The sequence below is a fragment of the Photorhabdus hindustanensis genome, assembly GCF_002968995.1.
Classification (GTDB): Bacteria; Pseudomonadota; Gammaproteobacteria; order Enterobacterales; family Enterobacteriaceae; genus Photorhabdus; species Photorhabdus akhurstii.
Map to the genome: position 1 here is coordinate 66378 of NZ_PUWT01000028.1, position 18079 is coordinate 84456.

The 18079-nt window shown below is 40.8% G+C and carries 18 protein-coding genes and 1 pseudogene; 13 read left to right on the plus strand and 6 right to left on the minus strand.

The features are described 5' to 3' along the window. Nucleotides 1-192 precede the first annotated feature (192 nt). From C6H66_RS11725 to C6H66_RS11745, 5 genes and pseudogenes are all read right to left on the minus strand, one after another. Complete coding sequence (locus tag C6H66_RS11725) at nt 193-543, minus strand: hypothetical protein (protein WP_046395848.1); 351 nt, start codon at nt 541-543, stop codon at nt 193-195. 64 nt (nt 544-607) lie between these two features. Continuing rightward, nucleotides 608-1774 (minus strand): FAD-dependent oxidoreductase, encoded by a 1167-nt coding sequence (locus C6H66_RS11730; RefSeq protein WP_105395691.1) that lies wholly within the window; start codon nt 1772-1774, stop codon nt 608-610. A 179-nt stretch (nt 1775-1953) separates the two neighbouring features. Beyond that, on the minus strand, nt 1954-2553 hold the full coding sequence (locus C6H66_RS11735) for a short chain dehydrogenase (RefSeq protein ID WP_046397896.1): 600 nt from the start codon (nt 2551-2553) through the stop codon (nt 1954-1956). Nucleotides 2554-3286: 733 nt separating this feature from the next. Further along, complete coding sequence (locus C6H66_RS11740) at nt 3287-3688, minus strand: type II toxin-antitoxin system MqsA family antitoxin (RefSeq protein WP_046397899.1); 402 nt, start codon at nt 3686-3688, stop codon at nt 3287-3289. A gap of 15 nt (nt 3689-3703) precedes the next feature. Next, nucleotides 3704-3832 (minus strand): annotated as a pseudogene (locus C6H66_RS11745) (type II toxin-antitoxin system MqsR family toxin); the annotation flags it as partial. 1118 nt (nt 3833-4950) lie between these two features. On the opposite strand from C6H66_RS11745, the gene C6H66_RS11755 reads away from it, so the two are divergent. From C6H66_RS11755 to glnB, 5 genes are all read left to right on the plus strand, one after another. Next, entirely contained in the window at nt 4951-6390 is a 1440-nt protein-coding gene (locus tag C6H66_RS11755; RefSeq protein WP_046394455.1) for a sensor histidine kinase, read from the plus strand. 3 nt (nt 6391-6393) lie between these two features. Then, nucleotides 6394-7236 carry a two-component system QseEF-associated lipoprotein QseG gene (qseG, locus tag C6H66_RS11760; RefSeq protein ID WP_046394453.1) on the plus strand — a complete coding sequence of 281 codons (843 nt, stop codon included), beginning with the start codon at nt 6394-6396 and terminating at the stop codon, nt 7234-7236. Next, nucleotides 7233-8570 (plus strand): two-component system response regulator GlrR, encoded by a 1338-nt coding sequence (gene glrR / locus C6H66_RS11765; protein WP_036810434.1) that lies wholly within the window; start codon nt 7233-7235, stop codon nt 8568-8570. Before qseG ends, glrR begins: the two co-directional genes overlap by 4 nt. A gap of 66 nt (nt 8571-8636) precedes the next feature. Then, nucleotides 8637-10259: an NAD+ synthase gene (locus C6H66_RS11770; RefSeq protein WP_105395682.1), complete on the plus strand. Its 1623-nt coding sequence runs from the start codon at nt 8637-8639 to the stop codon at nt 10257-10259. 15 nt (nt 10260-10274) lie between these two features. Further along, nucleotides 10275-10613, plus strand: coding sequence for a nitrogen regulatory protein P-II (gene glnB, locus C6H66_RS11775; protein WP_011147501.1), 339 nt, complete (start codon nt 10275-10277; stop codon nt 10611-10613). Nucleotides 10614-11145: 532 nt separating this feature from the next. Here the strand turns inward: glnB and C6H66_RS11785 are convergent. Beyond that, nucleotides 11146-11436, minus strand: a complete 291-nt coding sequence (locus tag C6H66_RS11785; protein WP_036777751.1) for a hypothetical protein — start codon at nt 11434-11436, stop codon at nt 11146-11148. A 649-nt stretch (nt 11437-12085) separates the two neighbouring features. Between C6H66_RS11785 and C6H66_RS11790 the strand changes: the two genes are divergently transcribed. The 8 genes from C6H66_RS11790 to C6H66_RS11820 all read left to right on the plus strand — a co-directional run. Further along, the gene (locus C6H66_RS11790) at nt 12086-14116 is read left to right on the plus strand and encodes a type VI secretion system Vgr family protein (protein ID WP_105395683.1); all 2031 of its coding nucleotides are present in this window, start codon (nt 12086-12088) and stop codon (nt 14114-14116) included. Between the two features lie 2 nt (nt 14117-14118). Continuing rightward, on the plus strand, nt 14119-14616 hold the full coding sequence (locus C6H66_RS11795) for a DUF4123 domain-containing protein (protein WP_046394450.1): 498 nt from the start codon (nt 14119-14121) through the stop codon (nt 14614-14616). Next, nucleotides 14613-14954, plus strand: a complete 342-nt coding sequence (locus C6H66_RS11800; RefSeq protein ID WP_046394449.1) for a hypothetical protein — start codon at nt 14613-14615, stop codon at nt 14952-14954. The genes C6H66_RS11795 and C6H66_RS11800 overlap by 4 nt, the downstream gene beginning before the upstream one ends. A 1-nt stretch (nt 14955) precedes the next feature. Beyond that, nucleotides 14956-15729, plus strand: a complete 774-nt coding sequence (locus tag C6H66_RS11805) for a Tox-REase-5 domain-containing protein (protein ID WP_105395684.1) — start codon at nt 14956-14958, stop codon at nt 15727-15729. 12 nt (nt 15730-15741) lie between these two features. Then, nucleotides 15742-16464, plus strand: a complete 723-nt coding sequence (locus C6H66_RS11810) for an Imm52 family immunity protein (protein ID WP_105395685.1) — start codon at nt 15742-15744, stop codon at nt 16462-16464. 45 nt (nt 16465-16509) lie between these two features. Continuing rightward, the gene (locus C6H66_RS27290) at nt 16510-16638 is read left to right on the plus strand and encodes a PAAR domain-containing protein (RefSeq protein ID WP_256448129.1); all 129 of its coding nucleotides are present in this window, start codon (nt 16510-16512) and stop codon (nt 16636-16638) included. Between the two features lies 1 nt (nt 16639). After that, nucleotides 16640-17404: a restriction endonuclease fold toxin 5 domain-containing protein gene (locus C6H66_RS11815; RefSeq protein ID WP_105395686.1), complete on the plus strand. Its 765-nt coding sequence runs from the start codon at nt 16640-16642 to the stop codon at nt 17402-17404. 12 nt (nt 17405-17416) lie between these two features. Beyond that, a partial coding sequence (locus C6H66_RS11820) for an Imm52 family immunity protein (RefSeq protein WP_105395687.1) occupies nt 17417-18079 on the plus strand: 663 nt, incomplete at its 3' end.

The window sequence follows — 18079 nt, forward strand, 5'->3', positions numbered from 1 at the left end:
CATACGAGGCATCATAGTCCAAATAAGTTTTCTACTGGAAGTGATAACCGGATTGATTGCCTACATTTTCTAACTCAAAAACCGAATCTGAGTTTACATGCTTCTGAATTGATTGTTTTTAAACATATCTAAGGTTATATGTGTAAAAATAGGCTGTAAGAAATGAAACTCAGTCTATTTTAAACATTGTATTTACCATCCTAAATAATAATCATCAGCTAACCAGCATGGTCTGTTTAAATGAAACCACTCTTGTAAAAGATTTTCTGTCACACAAAATGCCCCTTCTGTCCACCCTTGTTGACTTGAATAAGCTTCACCAATGATATGAATTGATTCATCGCATATAGGGCGGCGCATATAAGGCATTACCTCATTAACATGAATTCCCGCATGCCAGGCATGATAGCCGCCGCCATAAGGATCTTGAGACCAATCTTTAATTCGTGCAATATAAGGGGGTGGAATTTTTATTCCATGTAGTTCTTCAACTTGGCTCATAGCTTCATCAATTGAGTTTTTAGAAGCTTTATTATTTGGCACAAATATTTTTTCAATTTTTTCTTTCGATAGTTAGTCATGTTGGTTTCCTTTTTGCGTATTAATATCAGATTTTAAATGGAGTTACGTCATAGAATGTATGGCCATTAATAGCTAATTGGGCACATATCTTGCCAAGTAATGGCGTGAATTTAGCACCCCATCCAGAAGTATAAACGACAATATTTGAATGACCTGGTAACGAATCTAAGTAGAAAGGTTTGTCATCCTTTGGCATTGCTAACATGCATGTAGATGTAAATTTGGGTTCTGGGTCAAGATATTCCATATGGTTCTTAACCCACTGGTTTGTACCTTCAAAATCACTTTTTGTTGGCGGTGTCCGTTGCTCTGGACTGTCATAAATTTTGAATGGATAATCTGGCGCTACTTTAATGTAGCCTGGGTTTTTCCAAGGTGCTTCAGGGAACCCATAATATAAATTACTATTTTTAGCATTAGGTTTCTGGAATGCAAACCATGTTGGATAATTTATTTTTGGATTTTTTTTACGAAAATATGCAGAAACCATATCCCAGATTTCTAAATTAAGAATAGTACCCAAAGGCGAGATTAATTTATTGGTATATGGACCAACGGCCATGACGATTTTTTTGCCGTGATATATCTCTTTATTTGTCGTTACAATTACTTCATTACAGCCATCTGATTCAATTTTTGTTACTAAATTGTATTCTTTAAAATGTACTCCATTATTGTGAGAAACATTATAGAGGGTTCTTAAAGTTGCAGGTAGATTAATAATACCACCGTTGGCTTGGAAAAAGCCTATATAATTATCGGGTATATTTTTAAATTGATACCAAGCTTCAATTTCTTTTGCGGTTAAATATTGATAAGGAATCCCCATTCTTTTCATTGTATTAATGGTAGAATTAATTCCGCCTTCGGTTGTTGGGATTGTTGGATCTCCAAACCAAAGGCTGCCAACATATGAAATAAGTTCAGTTACTGTTTGTTTTTGCAGTCTTTCCCATTCTGGGGTAGAATCAATAACCATTTGGGTCATAAAGTCATCATCGTATTGAAAGCGGAACTGACGGGAAGCTTCCGAGCTACTAGATAATTGATTAAAGAATGAAGATTGCTCTAGGACGAGAACATCTTTTCCGTTTAATGCAGTGTGTCCCCCAAAAAAGGATGTTGCATTATATGCTGTAGAAAGGCCGATCAATCCACCACCAACAACGATTAATTCATATATTTTAGCCATAAACGTACCTTTATTGTAGAGTATACTTTGTAAAATATAGAACATTTACTGCCTATTCCTGATGGTAATAATTGTACAGGAGGTTTGAATATAGGATAACTTAATTTAGCTGTTTGATAGCTAACTAATATAAATATATAAGTCTTTTAGGACTATATATTAATATTCTTTTTTCCAAATTAATAAACTTCGTAGTTTTGTCCTGTTTGAGCTCCATCGACACTTTTTCTAAAAGCAAGTGCTACACGGCTAGCAGGAACAGCATTAAAACCTGGGAAAAACTCACTGTATTTATCCAATGATTCCTGTAAGACATTAGGGCTAACGCTGTTTATACGAATTCCCCTTGGCATTTCAATTGCTGCACATTTTACAAATGCCTTAACACCACCATTTGCCATCGCTGCTGATGCCCCTTGTAGGATAGGGTCGTCCATGATAATTCCAGTTGTTAAAGTAAAACTTCCGCCATCGTTAATATAGTCCATCCCCAACAGTACTAAGTTAATTTGGCCTTTGAGTTTACTGTTTATTGCTATTTCGTTTAACTCTGGAGTTAATTTTGAAACTGATCCAAAATGTGCGCTACCTGTTGCACTGACTACAGCATCAACTTTGCCAATTCTCTCATACATGCTTTTAATACTATCAACGGAAGTGATATCAACTACAACGTCTAAGCCATTTCTTCCGGCACGAATGACTTCGTGATTTTTTTCTAATTCTTCCGAGATTGCTTTTCCTATTGTACCGCTTGCTCCAATAACAATAACTTTCATTTCTGTTTACCCTTTCCTAATTAATAAAATTTTCTCGACTACATCGTTGCATAATGAATATTACTTTTAACTCGACATAAGTGGAAGTCTCTAATAATGCTAGAGCATAAAATGAAATTTACAACTCCAATAGTTGAATCAAACAACAGTGCGGGGTGGGTTTGTACAAAATAAGCTCAAATTGAGTCTTTTTAAGACTCTTTTGGGGTATTTTTTCTTAATAATTTAAGTTTGAATATATTTTTTACGAGATATCAAAAACATACTGTCAGAGATTCATGGTGTCCAAATAAAGTGGAGCGAAGATAGTCCGTGGATGTGCATTTTCCGTAATGCTCGTAGGTAGTTAAGGTAAGTACCACGGTGTAAGTGAATTGTGTCAACCGGTTTTTCCGGCTGATAGTGTTGATTGGCTTCATTGTGATTCTTTGTTTCGTAACTGACGTGAGATCACAGTTGAAGCCATTTTTTATTTGTTTTCGCATTCCATCCAGAGGTATAAACGGCTATGTTTGGATGATTTGGTAATGAATCTAGATAGAAAGGTTTTTCACTCTGTGGTTAACATAATTATATAAATTTTCTAGACTCATTATATTGAGCGTATGGAAATGTGCTGGTTTTGCCGAATGCGAAGTTGATAGATAAATCGATTTCGATTCCAGTCGTGTTGCTTGAGGATAGACCTATTAATTAATAAGGGGTTGGAGTTTAATAGAACGAAAGGGAAGAATCACATCATCCTGACCTCAGAGAGTAAATCGGGGTGACGATCCAACACTTTAAGCAACTTCACCAAAGCTAGAGATGGCTTGGTCTTACCGTTTTCATAGCGCGAGAAAGCATTGATACCACCGCCGAAGATTTCAGAAGCTTCCCGCTGATCAAGCGCGAGCTTCTTACGTACTCTGGCAATGAACTTAGGATCGACTATGGCCGCGTTGACTTGCTTCGAGAATGTCCGCATTTCGCACATGACGCGTTCCGATTCCGCAGCATCCAAAATAGATTCGGCGCAGGCAGGGCAAAAGTCGCCTGTTACCGCAGAAATGATGGTGGTTTCGCCCTTGTAAGTATAGGGCAGATCGCGGGTGTCATGGATAAGTTCCGCTGCACCGCAAACAGGGCATTTCATGTTCATAGCTCCTATTCATAACTCTTTGAAGGACACGATCAGCACGTCATCAATGACCGTCAGTTTCAGGTACACGTCGCCTACCTGTATACTTGGTCGGTACACATCTTGCCAGACAGAATGATCAGAGTAAGTAGTCATATTGTCAGTCATTGTTGATCAAATTCCGTAGGCCATTTCGTAGTTCATTAGATGATATAACTCGTCCAGATTTTATATCTTTTTCAGCCAAAGAGAGTTGGTATAACAAGGCCATTTGTTCTTGCTGCATCTCAAATTGAGTAGGATCTTGAACTATATATGGCGGTCTCCCGCTTTGGGTTTGGTGCATAATTTTCTCTCGAATAGAGACTTTTTACTTCTATCTACGATGGTACATTATTGGCTGATAAAGGCCAGATATTAGGCAAATAAATATACCCGTCATCTTTCAAGTTGCCTCTTTGTTGGCTGCACTCTCTCACCCCGGTCACATAGTTACCTATGCTCCCGGGGATTCGCTCCCTTGCCGTCGCGATGCATCTTGAAATCCATAGGGTATATATCGGCCATTGACATGATAGCAATGCTGGTGATTCAAATGTGAAAATCTTATATCGGTGAATTCCCAGGCGTTTAGATGCCAAATTGCTCTATTGTCTCAATTACCCGACAAACATGCGTTATGAGTGTCTCAAAAAGGAGACATTTAATTATTTGATTTTAATCTATTTTTATTTGCATGATTTTGAGTGTCTTTAATTGGCGACAGAAAATAAATTTTGCTTATATCGGAAAAGAAGCTGTTTAGTTGCTGAAACGTAACATTTAATTTTTTCTAAAGTAAAAACAGTTGGTTATGATTATTTTTTTAATGTTGGCATGGGATCTGCATTAAGCTGGCACAGTTGCTCATTCAACTTCTTATGTCGGCCCACATTTAGGTGGAGAGATGCCACATAAACCATCGAATGATGCCAGAGTAAGGTGCCTACCGTCCAACTCAGTGATATCGCTTTCGGGCCTTATCAAACATCGGGCGACACGTGGAGTGAGGCACCAACCTATGTCTGACTGTTGTAGATAAACAGCGGGCATGCGTTATCCTCACTGGCGGGATAGTAGCGAAAACTATTATCCCGCCGTCATCGCTCAGGTGTTTACCTGCCCCTTTGTACTGTTTGCGTCTTACACTGATTTTCAGTCACAGTAGAATTTATCAGCCGATGGGTTTTTCTATCCGCCCTTTGTCGGTTAGCATTGGTGTACTGACAGGTTACGAGATGATTTCCTTGAAAAAATGGCGTTTATTTCCGCGTTCATTGCGCCAATTAGTTGTCATGGCCTTCTGGCTGGTGTTATTGCCGTTGTTGGTTCTGGCTTATCAGGCTTACCAGAGTCTTGATCAACTCAGTGAGCAAGCGGCTGATATAAATCGTACCACGCTAGCGGATGCCCGCCGCAGTGAGGCTATGACAGGTATTGCGTTGGAGATGGAGCGCAGTTATCGCCAATATTGTGTGTTAGGGGATAAGACGCTGGAAAACCTTTACCAAAAGCAATATCAGCAATACCTTAAGATGCTGAAAGATCAGATGGTTATACTTGATGACCAACAGCATATTAAAACGCTTAACAGTTTATTGTCGCAATTGACAAAAATCAGTTGCTTTAATAGCGAACCTACCCAACCTGCCGCTCAATTACTTGAGCAATTCTCTAATGCTAATAGCCAAATGGTACAGGCTACCAGGGATATTATTTTCAGCCGGGGAGAACAGCTACAGAGAGATATTGCTGAAAAAGGACAATTTTTTGGCTGGCAGAGTCTTATTTTATTTCTACTGAGTGCGTTATTGGTCGCGTTATTTACTCGCATGATTATCGGGCCGGTTAAAGGGATTGAACGCATGATTAACCGATTGGGAGAAGGGCAATCATTAGGCGTTCGCATAGATTCTTTTCAGGGGCCGCGAGAACTCCGCTCTTTGGCGCAGCGGATTATCTGGCTTAGTGAACGCTTGGCCTGGTTAGAATCACAACGCCATGAGTTTTTACGTCATATTTCTCATGAACTGAAAACACCGTTGGCAAGTATGCGGGAAGGGACAGAATTACTGGCTGATGAAGTGGCAGGGCCATTAACGGCTGATCAGCAAGAAGTGGTTGCTATTCTTGATAATAGTAGTAAACATTTACAACAATTGATCGAGCAATTACTGGATTATAACCGTAAGCTGGCAGATGGCCCGACGGAGCAACAGCAGGTTTCTCTGCTGGAAATTGTTAATGAAGTAGTTTTATCACACAGTTTACCCGCGAGATCGAAGAATATTCAGACGGAAATTCAGCTTGATGCTGATATTTTATGGGCAGAGCCTACGCTATTAATGCGGGTTATTGATAATCTCTACTCTAATGCGGTGCACTATGGCGCCGAATCCGGTAACATCTGGGTTTCAAGTCGTCAGATTGGTAAATATGTTCAAATTAATGTTGCTAATACAGGTACGCCCATTCCTGAATCAGAACGTAGTATGATTTTTGAACCGTTCTATCAGGGAACGCTCCAGCGCAAAGGTGCAGTGAAAGGCAGCGGTCTTGGGTTAAGTATTGCTCAGGATTGTATTAAGCGTATGGGGGGCGAACTGATATTGATTCAGAGCGAATTTGCTGACGTCTGTTTTCGTATTAAATTGCCATTAACTGCTGAGAATGAATAAATAATGCATAACAGGTCTACTTACCGTTTTGTACAAAAGACGGATCGGCAGAATATTGCAGTACAACCTGGGAAAAACGTGTTGGTTGCCAGATTGTTATTACCACGAGTTTCAATTTGGGGTTTTAGCATGATTTTGCTGATCTTCGTCGTTTTTTTATTGGCGGGTTGCGTCAAAAATCCGGTTAATAATAATTTAACGGCAGTGACGCAAATGGTAATACCAGAGCAACGGGTAACGGATTACCGTATTGCAGAGTGTGAGTTAATGTGGGATTTAGAGACGCCTCCATCGATTGAGAACGCGCTTTACTGGCTGCGATTGATGGACTGTTCAGATCGTCTGACATCAGCTAAAGCGCGTAATATGGCGAAATACACTCTTCCAGTTACTTGGGATATGGCTTTTAAACAAAGTATTTTACTTAATAGTGCCGGGCCTACGTTGTCTGAACGTCGGAAAATGGTTGAAAATTTCAACAAATACAGGTTGAAATTCCCAGATTCGTTGCGAGCGTTATTACAGTTATGGCGCGAACAGCAGGTTCAGCAAATTGCAGTGGCTGAGGAGCGGGCAAGATTCCAAAAATTACAGGCCGATACGGATAATAAACTTGATCGTCTGCGAGAAAGTCGCGCACGGTTGGAATTTGAGCTACAAGAAACTTCTCGTAAACTGGAAAACCTGACAGATATTGAGCGTCAGCTCTCTTCCCGTAAGCAAAATCAGGGGAGTGCTGGATCAGGTAATTCGGATAAACATGCTGAAACGCCAGCGACGACATTACCTAGCAAAAACAGTACGCCAAACAATACCTCTGAATCAGATAAAGGAGCCGCACCATGACAGCGCGTAAGCCAGCCCATCTTCTTCTGGTTGATGACGATCCTGGTTTGTTGAAATTGTTGGGAATGCGTCTTACCAGTGAAGGCTTTCGTGTCACAACCGCAGAAAGTGGCGGTGAAGCGTTGAGACTGTTAACTAAAGAAAAAGTTGATTTGGTGATCAGTGATCTGCGTATGGATGAAATGGATGGTATGGCGCTGTTCGCTGAAATCCAGAAGCAACAACCGGGCATGCCGGTGATTATTCTGACAGCTCATGGCTCAATTCCAGAGGCAGTGGCGGCCACTCAACAGGGGGTCTTTAGTTTTCTGACTAAACCGGTTGATCGGGATGCGCTTTATAAAGCGATTGATGGCGCATTGGCGTTGTCCACGCCCGCCAGTGATGAACAGTGGCGGGAGCAGATAGTTACCCGCAGTCCTGTGATGTTGCGCTTGTTGGAGCAGGCGCGAATGGTCGCTCAATCTGATGTCAGTGTACTGATAAACGGTCAGAGTGGCACCGGGAAGGAAGTGTTAGCCCTGGCAATTCACCGCGCCAGTCCGCGAGCGAAAAAACCATTTATCGCGATTAATTGTGGAGCTTTGCCAGAACAACTCCTTGAGTCAGAACTGTTTGGTCATGCCAAAGGCGCATTTACCGGTGCGGTCAGTAGCCGTGAAGGGCTATTCCTTACTGCGCAGGGAGGAACGCTGTTTCTTGATGAAATCGGTGATATGCCGCTGGCTTTGCAGGTTAAATTATTGCGGGTGTTGCAGGAACGTAAAATACGCCCGCTCGGAAGTAATCGTGATCTGGATATTGATGTACGGATTATCTCCGCGACGCACCGTGATTTACCGAAGGCAATGGCAAAAAATGAATTTCGCGAAGATCTCTATTACCGCTTAAATGTTGTGAACTTGAAAATTCCAGCTTTGAATGGTCGGGTTGAAGATATTCCTTTATTGGCGAATCATCTGTTGCGTGAATCAGCGAAACGCCACAAACCTTTTGTCCGTAGTTTCTCCGTTGATGCAATGAAATGCCTGATGGCGGCGAGTTGGCCTGGCAATGTGCGTCAGCTTGTTAATGTGATCGAACAGTGTGTTGCGCTAACTACCGCGCCGGTTATTAGTGAAGCCTTAGTTATGCAGGCGCTGGAAGGGGAAAATACAGCGTTGCCCACTTTTGTGGAAGCCAGAAATCAGTTTGAACTGAATTATCTGCGTAAATTGCTGCAAATGACCAAAGGGAATGTGACTCATGCGGCGCGTATGGCGGGACGTAACCGGACTGAATTCTACAAATTACTGGCGCGCCATGAATTGGATGCGAATGATTTTAAAGAATAACTTTTCTGCTGCTCAGGAAGTTTTTACACTGATATAAATATTGGTGGCTTGGGAGAGCTAAATTATATGAGCCGTACTCTTAATATTGCCCTTGCACAGCTTAATTGGATGATTGGCGACATTGAAGGCAACTGTGAACGTATGTTGCAGACAGTACAGGAACAACAGCAACAAGGTGCTGATTTGGTAATGTTTTCTGAACTGGCGATATCCGGTTATTCTCCAGAAGATCTATTATTCCGGGCTGATTTTCATCAGCGTTGCCGTGAGCAATTGGCACGTTTACAGGCTGCCAGTTGCCAAACCGCTATTTTAGTTGGTCATCCTTGGGAACAGGACGGAGAGATTTACAACGCACTTTCCTTATTCTGGCAAGGAAAAATTTTGGCCCGTTATTTCAAACAACGGCTACCAAATTATGGTGTTTTTGATGAAAAACGCTATTTTAAAGCGGGCGATCAAAGCTGTGTTGTGCCATTTAAGGGCTACAATCTCGGCTTATTGATTTGTGAAGATTTATGGTTTGATGAACCGATTGATGCCTTGAAACAGGCCGGTGCAAACTTAATTCTTTCTATCAACGCTTCTCCATATAATCGTGAAAAACCTTATATTCGTTATGAACTGATTAGAGAACATTGCCAACGTACAGATCTACCCATGATTTATCTTAATCAAGTTGGTGGTCAGGATGAGCTGATTTTCGATGGCTGTTCTAAAGTTTTTAATGCAAATGGTGAAGTGACTCATCGGTTAGCCGCATTTAATGAACAGATCCAACAATGTCGTTTTAATGAATTAACGATTGAACCTATGGTTAATCCGGCGCCTGAATTACCGCCATTGCAGCAGGTATATCAGGCATTAGTCCTTTCAGTGCATGATTACGTTCGCAAAAATGGCTTTCAAGGCGTGTTATTAGGCTTATCTGGGGGAATTGACTCTGGCTTAACGCTGGCAATCGCTGTTGATGCATTGGGTAAAGATCATGTTCAGGCTGTTATGATGCCATTCCGCTATACATCTGAAATGAGTATAGAAGATGCTAAAGAACAAGCTGAGATGTTGGGTGTTGAGTTTAATGTGGTGTCGATCGAACCGATGTTTGATGCATTTATGGCACAATTTGAACCTCTGTTTGCGGGTACGGCCAAAGATACCACCGAAGAGAATTTACAGGCGCGTTGCCGTGCCGTTATTCTGATGGCGATGTCTAATAAACGCCATCGTCTCGTGCTGACGACCAGTAATAAGAGTGAGTCAGCGGTGGGATATTCCACATTATATGGTGACATGGCGGGTGGTTTTAATGCGCTGAAAGATGTACCGAAAACATTGGTATTTGAATTAGCAAAATATCGTAATACCGTTTCGCCGGCGATACCTCAAAGAGTGATTGATCGTCCGCCATCGGCAGAATTGGCGCCTGGGCAGCTTGATCAGGACAGTTTACCGCCTTATGACATTCTGGATAATATTCTGGAAGGTTATGTGGAACAGGATAAATCGGTTGATGAGCTGGTGGCGGCGGGGTTTGATGAACAGATTGTGCGTAAAGTTGTTCGTTTAATCGATATTAACGAATATAAACGTCGTCAGGCGCCAGTGGGGCCGCGTATTACGCCTCGCAATTTTGGTAAAGACAGACGCTACCCGATTACCTCTGGTTTCGGCCGTAAAAACTGGTAACAACAGGAAAACTTCATGAAAAAGATTGATGCGATTATCAAACCTTTCAAGCTGGATGATGTGCGTGAAGCGCTGGCGGAAGTGGGTATCACCGGAATGACGGTAACAGAGGTGAAAGGTTTTGGGCGCCAGAAAGGACACACTGAGCTATATCGTGGTGCGGAATATATGGTGGATTTTCTGCCAAAAGTGAAAATAGAAATTGTCGTGCCAGATGATATTGTCGATACCTGTGTTGAAACCATTATGCAGACCGCACAAACTGGGAAAATCGGTGATGGTAAAATATTTGTATTTGACGTGGCGCGTGTTGTACGTATTCGCACTGGTGAGCAGGACGAAGAGGCGATTTAACTTAATTTAAATTTTTTTTGGGTGGTGACAGGTAGATATAAGGCGTCACTCTCAATAAAAGTAGCCGGAATTCTTCGATGACCGTTTAGACGGTCATCGATAATAGATACATTCATTTATAATCTTATATACTCAATCAAGGCGATGAACTACCTTACAAGTAAAGGTTCTATCACATACCCATTTTCTGTAACTCGATTTTCTCCGACAATAATCTTAGTGTCAGGTAAAATGAAATATGAATATATGATTTTAAGTCTTCTGACTGACATGATATAACCACGCCAATCGTCGACAACCCAAGAATCTCTATAACCTCCAGAAACTATGGTAAAATAATCGTCGGACACTTTGAATTGTGCTTGATCAGTGCTCCAGTAGTTAATTGCAACTTCAATCGTGTCACATTTCGTATTGTTGGTAACGTGAATCATGCCCATATTACAACTCCCTTACTATTTCAATCTGATTTCATTAAGATTGGACTTTATTAGGATGCCGTTTCGGACTAACAACATTAAATATAAATGAACTAGCTTACAAATAAAGGTTTTATCACATACTCATTTTCTGTAACTCGATTTTCTCCGACAATAATCTTGGTGTCAGGTAAAATGAAATATGAAAATGTAATTCCTAGCCTTTTGACTGACATGATATAACCGCGCCAATCGTCAACAAACCAGGAAGCCCTAAAATATCCAGGACTGATATTAAAATAATCGTCGGACACTGTGAATCTTGCGTAATCAGTACTCCAGTAGTTAATCGCAACTTCAATCGTATCATTTTTCATATTGTTGGTAACGTGAATAATGCCCATATTCCAACCCCTCACTATTTCAATCTGATTTTATTAAGATTAGACTTATTAGGATGTTGTTTTGGACTAACAACATTAAGTATAGATGAGGAATTCTTATTTAATTTAATATTCTTTATCGTTTTTATTTCATAAAATAACTGATCACTATAATTAATGTTTGGAATAAATTATCAAAGAAGTTTTTAATTTAAACTATCGGATGATTTATTACGACTTGAAACTAGTTAAATATTTTCAAACCGTAAATAGTGGTAAATAAGAATTGCGTGAAAACCTCTTGCTTGCTGAAAATATGTTGGATTATTTTTGCCTTGGCTTTCTGGACAGGTCATCATAAATATCATTACTATAAATTAAATACTGTTTCTATTCACATCACTTTATTGGTTATTATCACCGCATAGCGTTTCTAATATTAAGTTGAAAATTTAAATCACCTTATGTGGACCAAAACATTCATAGTGAATAAATTGTTTATCATGACTTCTGTCCTCTGTCCTCTGTCCTCTGTTTTTCTGCTATTTCATCATATTTTCTTATGAACTCATTGCATGATTGATTAAAAAACATCATAATTGCTTCTTTTGTGATCATTTCGTTTAGGGATATATTGTGAGCTGACGATTCAACAGAGGTAATCATCGTTATGGTTAATAATTTTGATGTAGAACGAACAGGACTGGTTTTTACTCTCGTGGTTGGTAATCTTCCTGTGAAAACTTTTGCTGTGGTTGATTTTATGCTGGATGAAGCGTTGTCAACGCTATTCAGTTTGCACGTCACACTGACTTGTATCAAGCCGGACATTGATTTTGCGGAAGTTCTGGATAAATACGCCACATTGACCGTTTATCGTGACGGACAACCTGAGCGTTATATCACCGGGATTGTGACTCATTTTGTGCAGGAAACCGCGAACCGTTATCGTAGTGGTTATTCCTTGACTCTCCATCCTTCCTTGTGGCGTGCCGGATTGCGGGTTAACTCCCGTATTTTTCAGCATCAATCCGTCACCGATATTATTGATAGGCTATTGAAAGAAAATGGCGTTCGTCAATTCTCTTGTTGCTTGCGTTATGAACATCCCGTACGGGAGTTCTGTGTTCAGTACGATGAGAGTGATTTGGCTTTTTTACAGCGTCTGTTAGCTGATGAAGGGATCTTTTATTACTATTACTTTAATCAGGATAAGGGTGAGCCGACAATGGTTTTTGTCGACTCTTACGCTGAGAATGGCTCTCTTACACTGCCCTACAACCCAGAACTTGACGCCACAGGCAGCCAGTGTTGCGTCAGCCGGTTTCGTTGGGAAGAAAAAGTGGGCATCGCTGAAGTTTCGGTGAGAGATTACACATTTAAACATCCCCGGTGGTTTGCTGATTTTCAATTCCACGAAAATTACAGGTACATCGGCAATCAGCGTTCGGATTTACCTAGTTACTATTACTATGACTTTCCCGGACGTTATAAAGATAAGAATGGGCAGCGGATAAGTCAGTACCGGCTGGAGGCGTTGCGTAATGATGTTTTGCTCGGTAATGGGCATAGTGATAGTTTTGCTCTCTTACCGGGCAGGTGGTTTAAGCTTACCGATCATCCGAAAGAAAAATTTAATACTTCGTGGCAAATAATCCAAATTACTCACCAAGGCCATCAGCCTCAAGCGGATGAATCTCGTTTTGGCGGCAGAGGGACGACTTTGACGAACCATTTCACCTTTGGTAGCCCCAACCGGGTATGGCGTCCTTCGCCTTATCCCAAGCCACGTATTGATGGCTTGCAAATTGCCACAGTGGTGGGGCCGGAGGGAGAAGAAATATTTTGTGATGAATATGGACGAGTACGGGTGCAATTTGACTGGGACCGGTATGGCGAACTTAATGATCAGAGTTCTTGCTGGATAAGAGTTAGCCAATCTTGGGCTGGACACTGTTGGGGGATGATGACCATTCCGCGTGTTGGTCAGGAAGTCTTGGTTGATTTTCTGCATGGTGATCCTGACCAGCCGATTATTATTGGTCGTACCTATAATGCCATTAATCTCCCACCGAACCGTTTGCCGATGGCAAAAACGCAGATGGTAATCCGATCAAAAACCCATAAAGGGGAAGGGTTTAATGAACTGCGTTTTGATGATGATAAAGGCGGTGAGGAAATCTATATTCATGCTCAGAAGAACATGAAAACGGAGATTTTAAACGATGAAATGGTCAATATTGCACATAATCAGACTCATCATATTAGACATGACGCCCATTTACGTGTTGATAATGAATATCGTGTTCTGGCGCAGCATGATATTTCCGTTTCAACCGGACAAAAACTTCATATTAAAGCTGACGATGCGTTGTTGGTACAAAGTGGAAATGAAATTCACCTCAGTTCCGGGGCGAAGATAGTCATTGATGCTGGAAGTGAGCTCACCTTACAGGCTGCGGGGCATTTTATTAAAATTGACGTCGGCGGCATCAGCAGTAGTGCCGGGATCAATTTTGCCAGTGGAACACCGGGTACAGGTTCGGGGTGGGGAGGAAAACTGCCGGATATGCTGGATAAATTGGAACAGGTCAGTGCTGAAATATCCACTCCTGTTTCTCAAGAACCACTCAAAGAAATTTGTCTCAGTTGTTTGATGAAAGCTGAACTTGAAGAAGCAATAACCGTTATCCGGGGGTAATTATGACACTTGAATTAAGCGAAAAATTGGTTAATTACCAGAAAAAACATCCCGGCATTCGGCTTTACGCGCTGGTGAATGGTTTGCAGTATGAACGCTGTTTTGGTGAGGAGATTAATTATATCTTGGGTGTCAACAACCCACTATTCCGGCACTATCCAGATTCAAAACTTGCATTTGCAGGCCCGTGGCTGTTTGATATGGAATATGCGCATCAATGGCAAGAGAAATTGTCAATACTTGAAGAAACGTATCCGGCAGTATCATGGTTATTAACCTCTCTGTCATTAGATAAGCTGACCCGCCATCTTGTGTCATATTTAAATATTCAACTTCCGACAAAACAGACCGCACTGCTACGTTTTTATGATCCTCGTATTTTGCATCGCATCAGTGACATTTTTAGTCATGAACAATTGTTTGCATTCACGCATGATATTAATAAATGGGTTTATCAATACAATGCCACTTATTATTCGGTGTCAGGAGCTCCATTATGATTGAATTGACTCAGGAACAATTTGATATTATCACCAAACTGGAAAAACAGACGGTGATTGATCGTATACAGGCCGAACTTCTCACCAAACATGCGGATTTAATTCCTTCCCCATCTTCGCTGAACGAACGGCTAATGGCTGCTTATGACTATTTGCTGTCATTAAACTTTCAGGATAAATACTTGATTCAATCCTATTTATCTCTGGTCGCGTTTAATCCTGATTTTCAGCATGCCTTGCCAATCAAGACAGCCTTAGAGTCCCCTGATCAAAAACCCGAGCAGCAATTTAAAGATATTCTTTTTATTGCAAAAAATAAGATAAATAGGAGACGTTAATATGCCAATACCCTTATTAGCTCCGGTCGCAGTGGGTGCGGCTGAATATGTCGCCAGCGCCTGTGCCGGAGTATTAATTGCAGTCGGTATCATGGAAACCGGTAAAGATAAATCCGTTATAGAGGATGACGACATTCACCATAAGAAAACGGATTTTGTGATAAGCCCTGAAATCACAGATGAAGATCGAAATATCGTCTGGAGCGCCGAAGCCCATGCAGATTTTTGGGAGGACGATGATTTAGGAGATGAATCTGTTGATGCCAGTGCGGTTCAAACTAAAGCCCAGTCTGAAACGGAAGAGTGTGAAAAAACGGAAACTAAAAAAGCGTGCGAGGCTTGCCTTGCTATTCCGGTGACAAGTGAAAAATATCGCAAGGTGAGTCGTTGGAGCGCTATCACGATTAACTATCAGCGATTTATTGCGAAAACTCAATATAACCCGCTCACACAAATGATCCAGGAATTTCAATGCCTGAAAGTGACCTTTGATGGCTGGCGGCCGGCATATTGCCTGTTTCTGGAGGCTAAGGCGCGGTATGACCAGTTTTTTGATACTGAAGGTGAACCCAAAATTTGGTGGAAAGGGAGTAAATCAGGTAAAAAACAGGCGGAAAGGCATCAAACTGTTTGTGATGTACTAGAGGGGACTCCGCATGTGGAATGGCATTTTTTACAACCAATCAGTTATGCTTATTTTAAGGGAATATTTAGTCAATTTAAAAATATCAGTGTCCACTATACTCCCTGTGCCGATTTAATGGCGAGAATTTAATTCGAGGTTCAAATGACAATAATCCGTATAAAAATCAATGTGTATTATGAACAACAGGAAACCATTACTGTAGATACAGCATTAATGGATTTATTTCATATTACACGGCAAATCGATATCTTTTTCAGACAGGAAAAGACATGGTATTTAACTGGTTATTCACGAAAAGAGGCCCTAAAACACATTGTGTTTGATAAACAAGGGCCAACAGAAAAGACAGTGAGCTATTTTGACAAATCTTATAAAAAAGATTTTCCTTCACTTATTGAAGATATGTGGGATGGTGAGCGGGATGAGATAGCCAATAGTATTAGTTATAATAAACTGTCTACAAGAGGTCCAAACTGGGTTTGGCTAGAATTCAATTTAAAAATTGATAGCAGCCAACTGAATGTATCCCGATTGATTGATTTAGTTAAATATTTAGCGACCAGTCGTGATTTTCCTTATATTCAAGTAGAAACCAACGGCTATACCTTAAAAGGTAAACAAGTTTTCCCTGATCGCTTAAGTGTTGGCTGGATGCTTTACCAACCCCGCATTATTGATAAGTCTTACCTGCCTATGGCGGAAGATATGCTCCCTGTGTATCAAAATAATGAACAGGTCGGCACTCTGATTATTACCAAAAAAGGGATTTTTGATGGAAGAAATCAGGAGGATATTGATAAATCCAATGATGTTGAAATACAGTTGGTGAATCTGGGATTACTGCCATTAATTACCGAAGTTTAATGAGGGATGATGTTATTTCCAATTGAAAAACGATGGAGAACTTTAATGTCAAAGGCGGTTATTCTGCTGGGTGATATGACAGATCATGGCGGTAAGATTATTACCGCTATTGATAAATATACTCACAATGGTGTTCCTATTATTGCAAAAAATAAGATAAACAGGAGACGTTAATATGCCAATACCCTTATTAGCTCCGGTCGCAGTGGGTGCGGCTGAATATGTCGCCAGCGCCTGTGCCGGGGTATTAATTGCGGTTGGGTTGATGGAAGCCGGTAAGGATAAATCCGTTATAGAGGATGATGACATTCACCATAAGAAAACGGATTTTGTGATAAGCCCTGAAATCACAGATGAAGATCGAAATATCGTCTGGAGCGCCGAAGCCCATGCGGATTTTTGGGAGGACGATGATTTAGGGGATGAATCCGTTGATACCAGTGCGGTGCAGACTAAAGCCCGGTCTGAGACGGAAGAGTGTGAAAAAACGGAAACTAAAAAAGCGTGCAAGGCTTGCCTTGCTATTCCGGTGACAAGTGAAAAATATCGCAAGGTGAGTCGCTGGAGCGCTATCACGATTAACTATCAGCGATTTATTGCGAAAACTAAATATAACCCGCTCACACAAATGATCCAGGAATTTCAATGCCTGAAAGTGACGTTTGATGGCTGGAGACCTGCGTATTGCCTGTTTCTGGAGGCCAAAGCGCGGTATGACCAGTTTTTTAAGAGTGATGAGGAACCTAAGAAATGGTGGAAAGGTGTTTTTTCAGCCATAAGGCAAGCTCAAAGGCATCAAACAGTCTGTAACGTTTTGGATGGTACCCCTCATGTGGAATGGCACTTTTTACAGCCGATCAGCTATGAATATTTTAAAGTGCAATTTAGTGATCATAAAAATATCAGTGTTCATTATACCCCCTGTGATAGTTTCTTTTAATTCGAGGTCAACATGACAATAATTCATTTAAAAATCAATGTACGTTATGAACAGCAGGAAACTATTACCGCCCATACTGCGTTGATAGATTTGTTTCATATTACACGGCAAATTGATGTCTTTTTTAACCTAAAAAAAACGTGGTACTTAACTGGTTACTCCCGAAAGGAGGCTTTAAAACATATTGTGTTCGATGAACAGGGACCAACTGAGGTTGCTATAAAAGACTTTGAAAAAGATTATAAAAAAGATTTTCCGGCTCTCATTACTGGGATATGGGATGGTGAAAAGGATGAATTAGATAGTGGTATTATGTATAAAAAAATGCGAACTGCCAGTCCTAACTGGGTTTGGCTGGAATTGAATCTAAGTATTAACAGCCATCAACTTGATGTCATCCGATTAATTGATTTAGTTAAATACTTAGCTGCCAGCCGTGATTTTCCTTATATTCAGGTGGAAACTAACGGCTATACCTTAAAAGGCAGGCAGGTTTTTCCTGATCGCCTTAGTGTCGGCTGGATGCTTTACCAGCCCCGTATTATTGATAAGTTCTATCTGCCTATGGCGGAAGATGTGCTGCCTGTGTACCAAAATAATGAACAGATCGGCACTCTGATTATCACCAAGAAAGGGATTTTTGATGGAAGAAATCAGGAGGATATTGATAAATCC

What these genes read in the sequence shown, in the direction of transcription:
- C6H66_RS11730 (WP_105395691.1), bottom strand. Translation starts at nt 1,774, where the DNA reads ATGGCTAAAATATATGAATTAATCGTTGTTGGTGGTGGATTGATCGGC.
- C6H66_RS11735 (WP_046397896.1), bottom strand. Translation starts at nt 2,553, where the DNA reads ATGAAAGTTATTGTTATTGGAGCAAGCGGTACAATAGGAAAAGCAATC.
- C6H66_RS11740 (WP_046397899.1), bottom strand. Translation starts at nt 3,688, where the DNA reads ATGAAATGCCCTGTTTGCGGTGCAGCGGAACTTATCCATGACACCCGC.
- C6H66_RS11755 (WP_046394455.1), top strand. Translation starts at nt 4,951, where the DNA reads ATGATTTCCTTGAAAAAATGGCGTTTATTTCCGCGTTCATTGCGCCAA.
- qseG (WP_046394453.1), top strand. Translation starts at nt 6,394, where the DNA reads ATGCATAACAGGTCTACTTACCGTTTTGTACAAAAGACGGATCGGCAG.
- glrR (WP_036810434.1), top strand. Translation starts at nt 7,233, where the DNA reads ATGACAGCGCGTAAGCCAGCCCATCTTCTTCTGGTTGATGACGATCCT.
- C6H66_RS11770 (WP_105395682.1), top strand. Translation starts at nt 8,637, where the DNA reads ATGAGCCGTACTCTTAATATTGCCCTTGCACAGCTTAATTGGATGATT.
- glnB (WP_011147501.1), top strand. Translation starts at nt 10,275, where the DNA reads ATGAAAAAGATTGATGCGATTATCAAACCTTTCAAGCTGGATGATGTG.
- C6H66_RS11785 (WP_036777751.1), bottom strand. Translation starts at nt 11,436, where the DNA reads ATGGGCATTATTCACGTTACCAACAATATGAAAAATGATACGATTGAA.
- C6H66_RS11790 (WP_105395683.1), top strand. Translation starts at nt 12,086, where the DNA reads ATGGTTAATAATTTTGATGTAGAACGAACAGGACTGGTTTTTACTCTC.
- C6H66_RS11795 (WP_046394450.1), top strand. Translation starts at nt 14,119, where the DNA reads ATGACACTTGAATTAAGCGAAAAATTGGTTAATTACCAGAAAAAACAT.
- C6H66_RS11800 (WP_046394449.1), top strand. Translation starts at nt 14,613, where the DNA reads ATGATTGAATTGACTCAGGAACAATTTGATATTATCACCAAACTGGAA.
- C6H66_RS11805 (WP_105395684.1), top strand. Translation starts at nt 14,956, where the DNA reads ATGCCAATACCCTTATTAGCTCCGGTCGCAGTGGGTGCGGCTGAATAT.
- C6H66_RS11810 (WP_105395685.1), top strand. Translation starts at nt 15,742, where the DNA reads ATGACAATAATCCGTATAAAAATCAATGTGTATTATGAACAACAGGAA.
- C6H66_RS27290 (WP_256448129.1), top strand. Translation starts at nt 16,510, where the DNA reads ATGTCAAAGGCGGTTATTCTGCTGGGTGATATGACAGATCATGGCGGT.
- C6H66_RS11815 (WP_105395686.1), top strand. Translation starts at nt 16,640, where the DNA reads ATGCCAATACCCTTATTAGCTCCGGTCGCAGTGGGTGCGGCTGAATAT.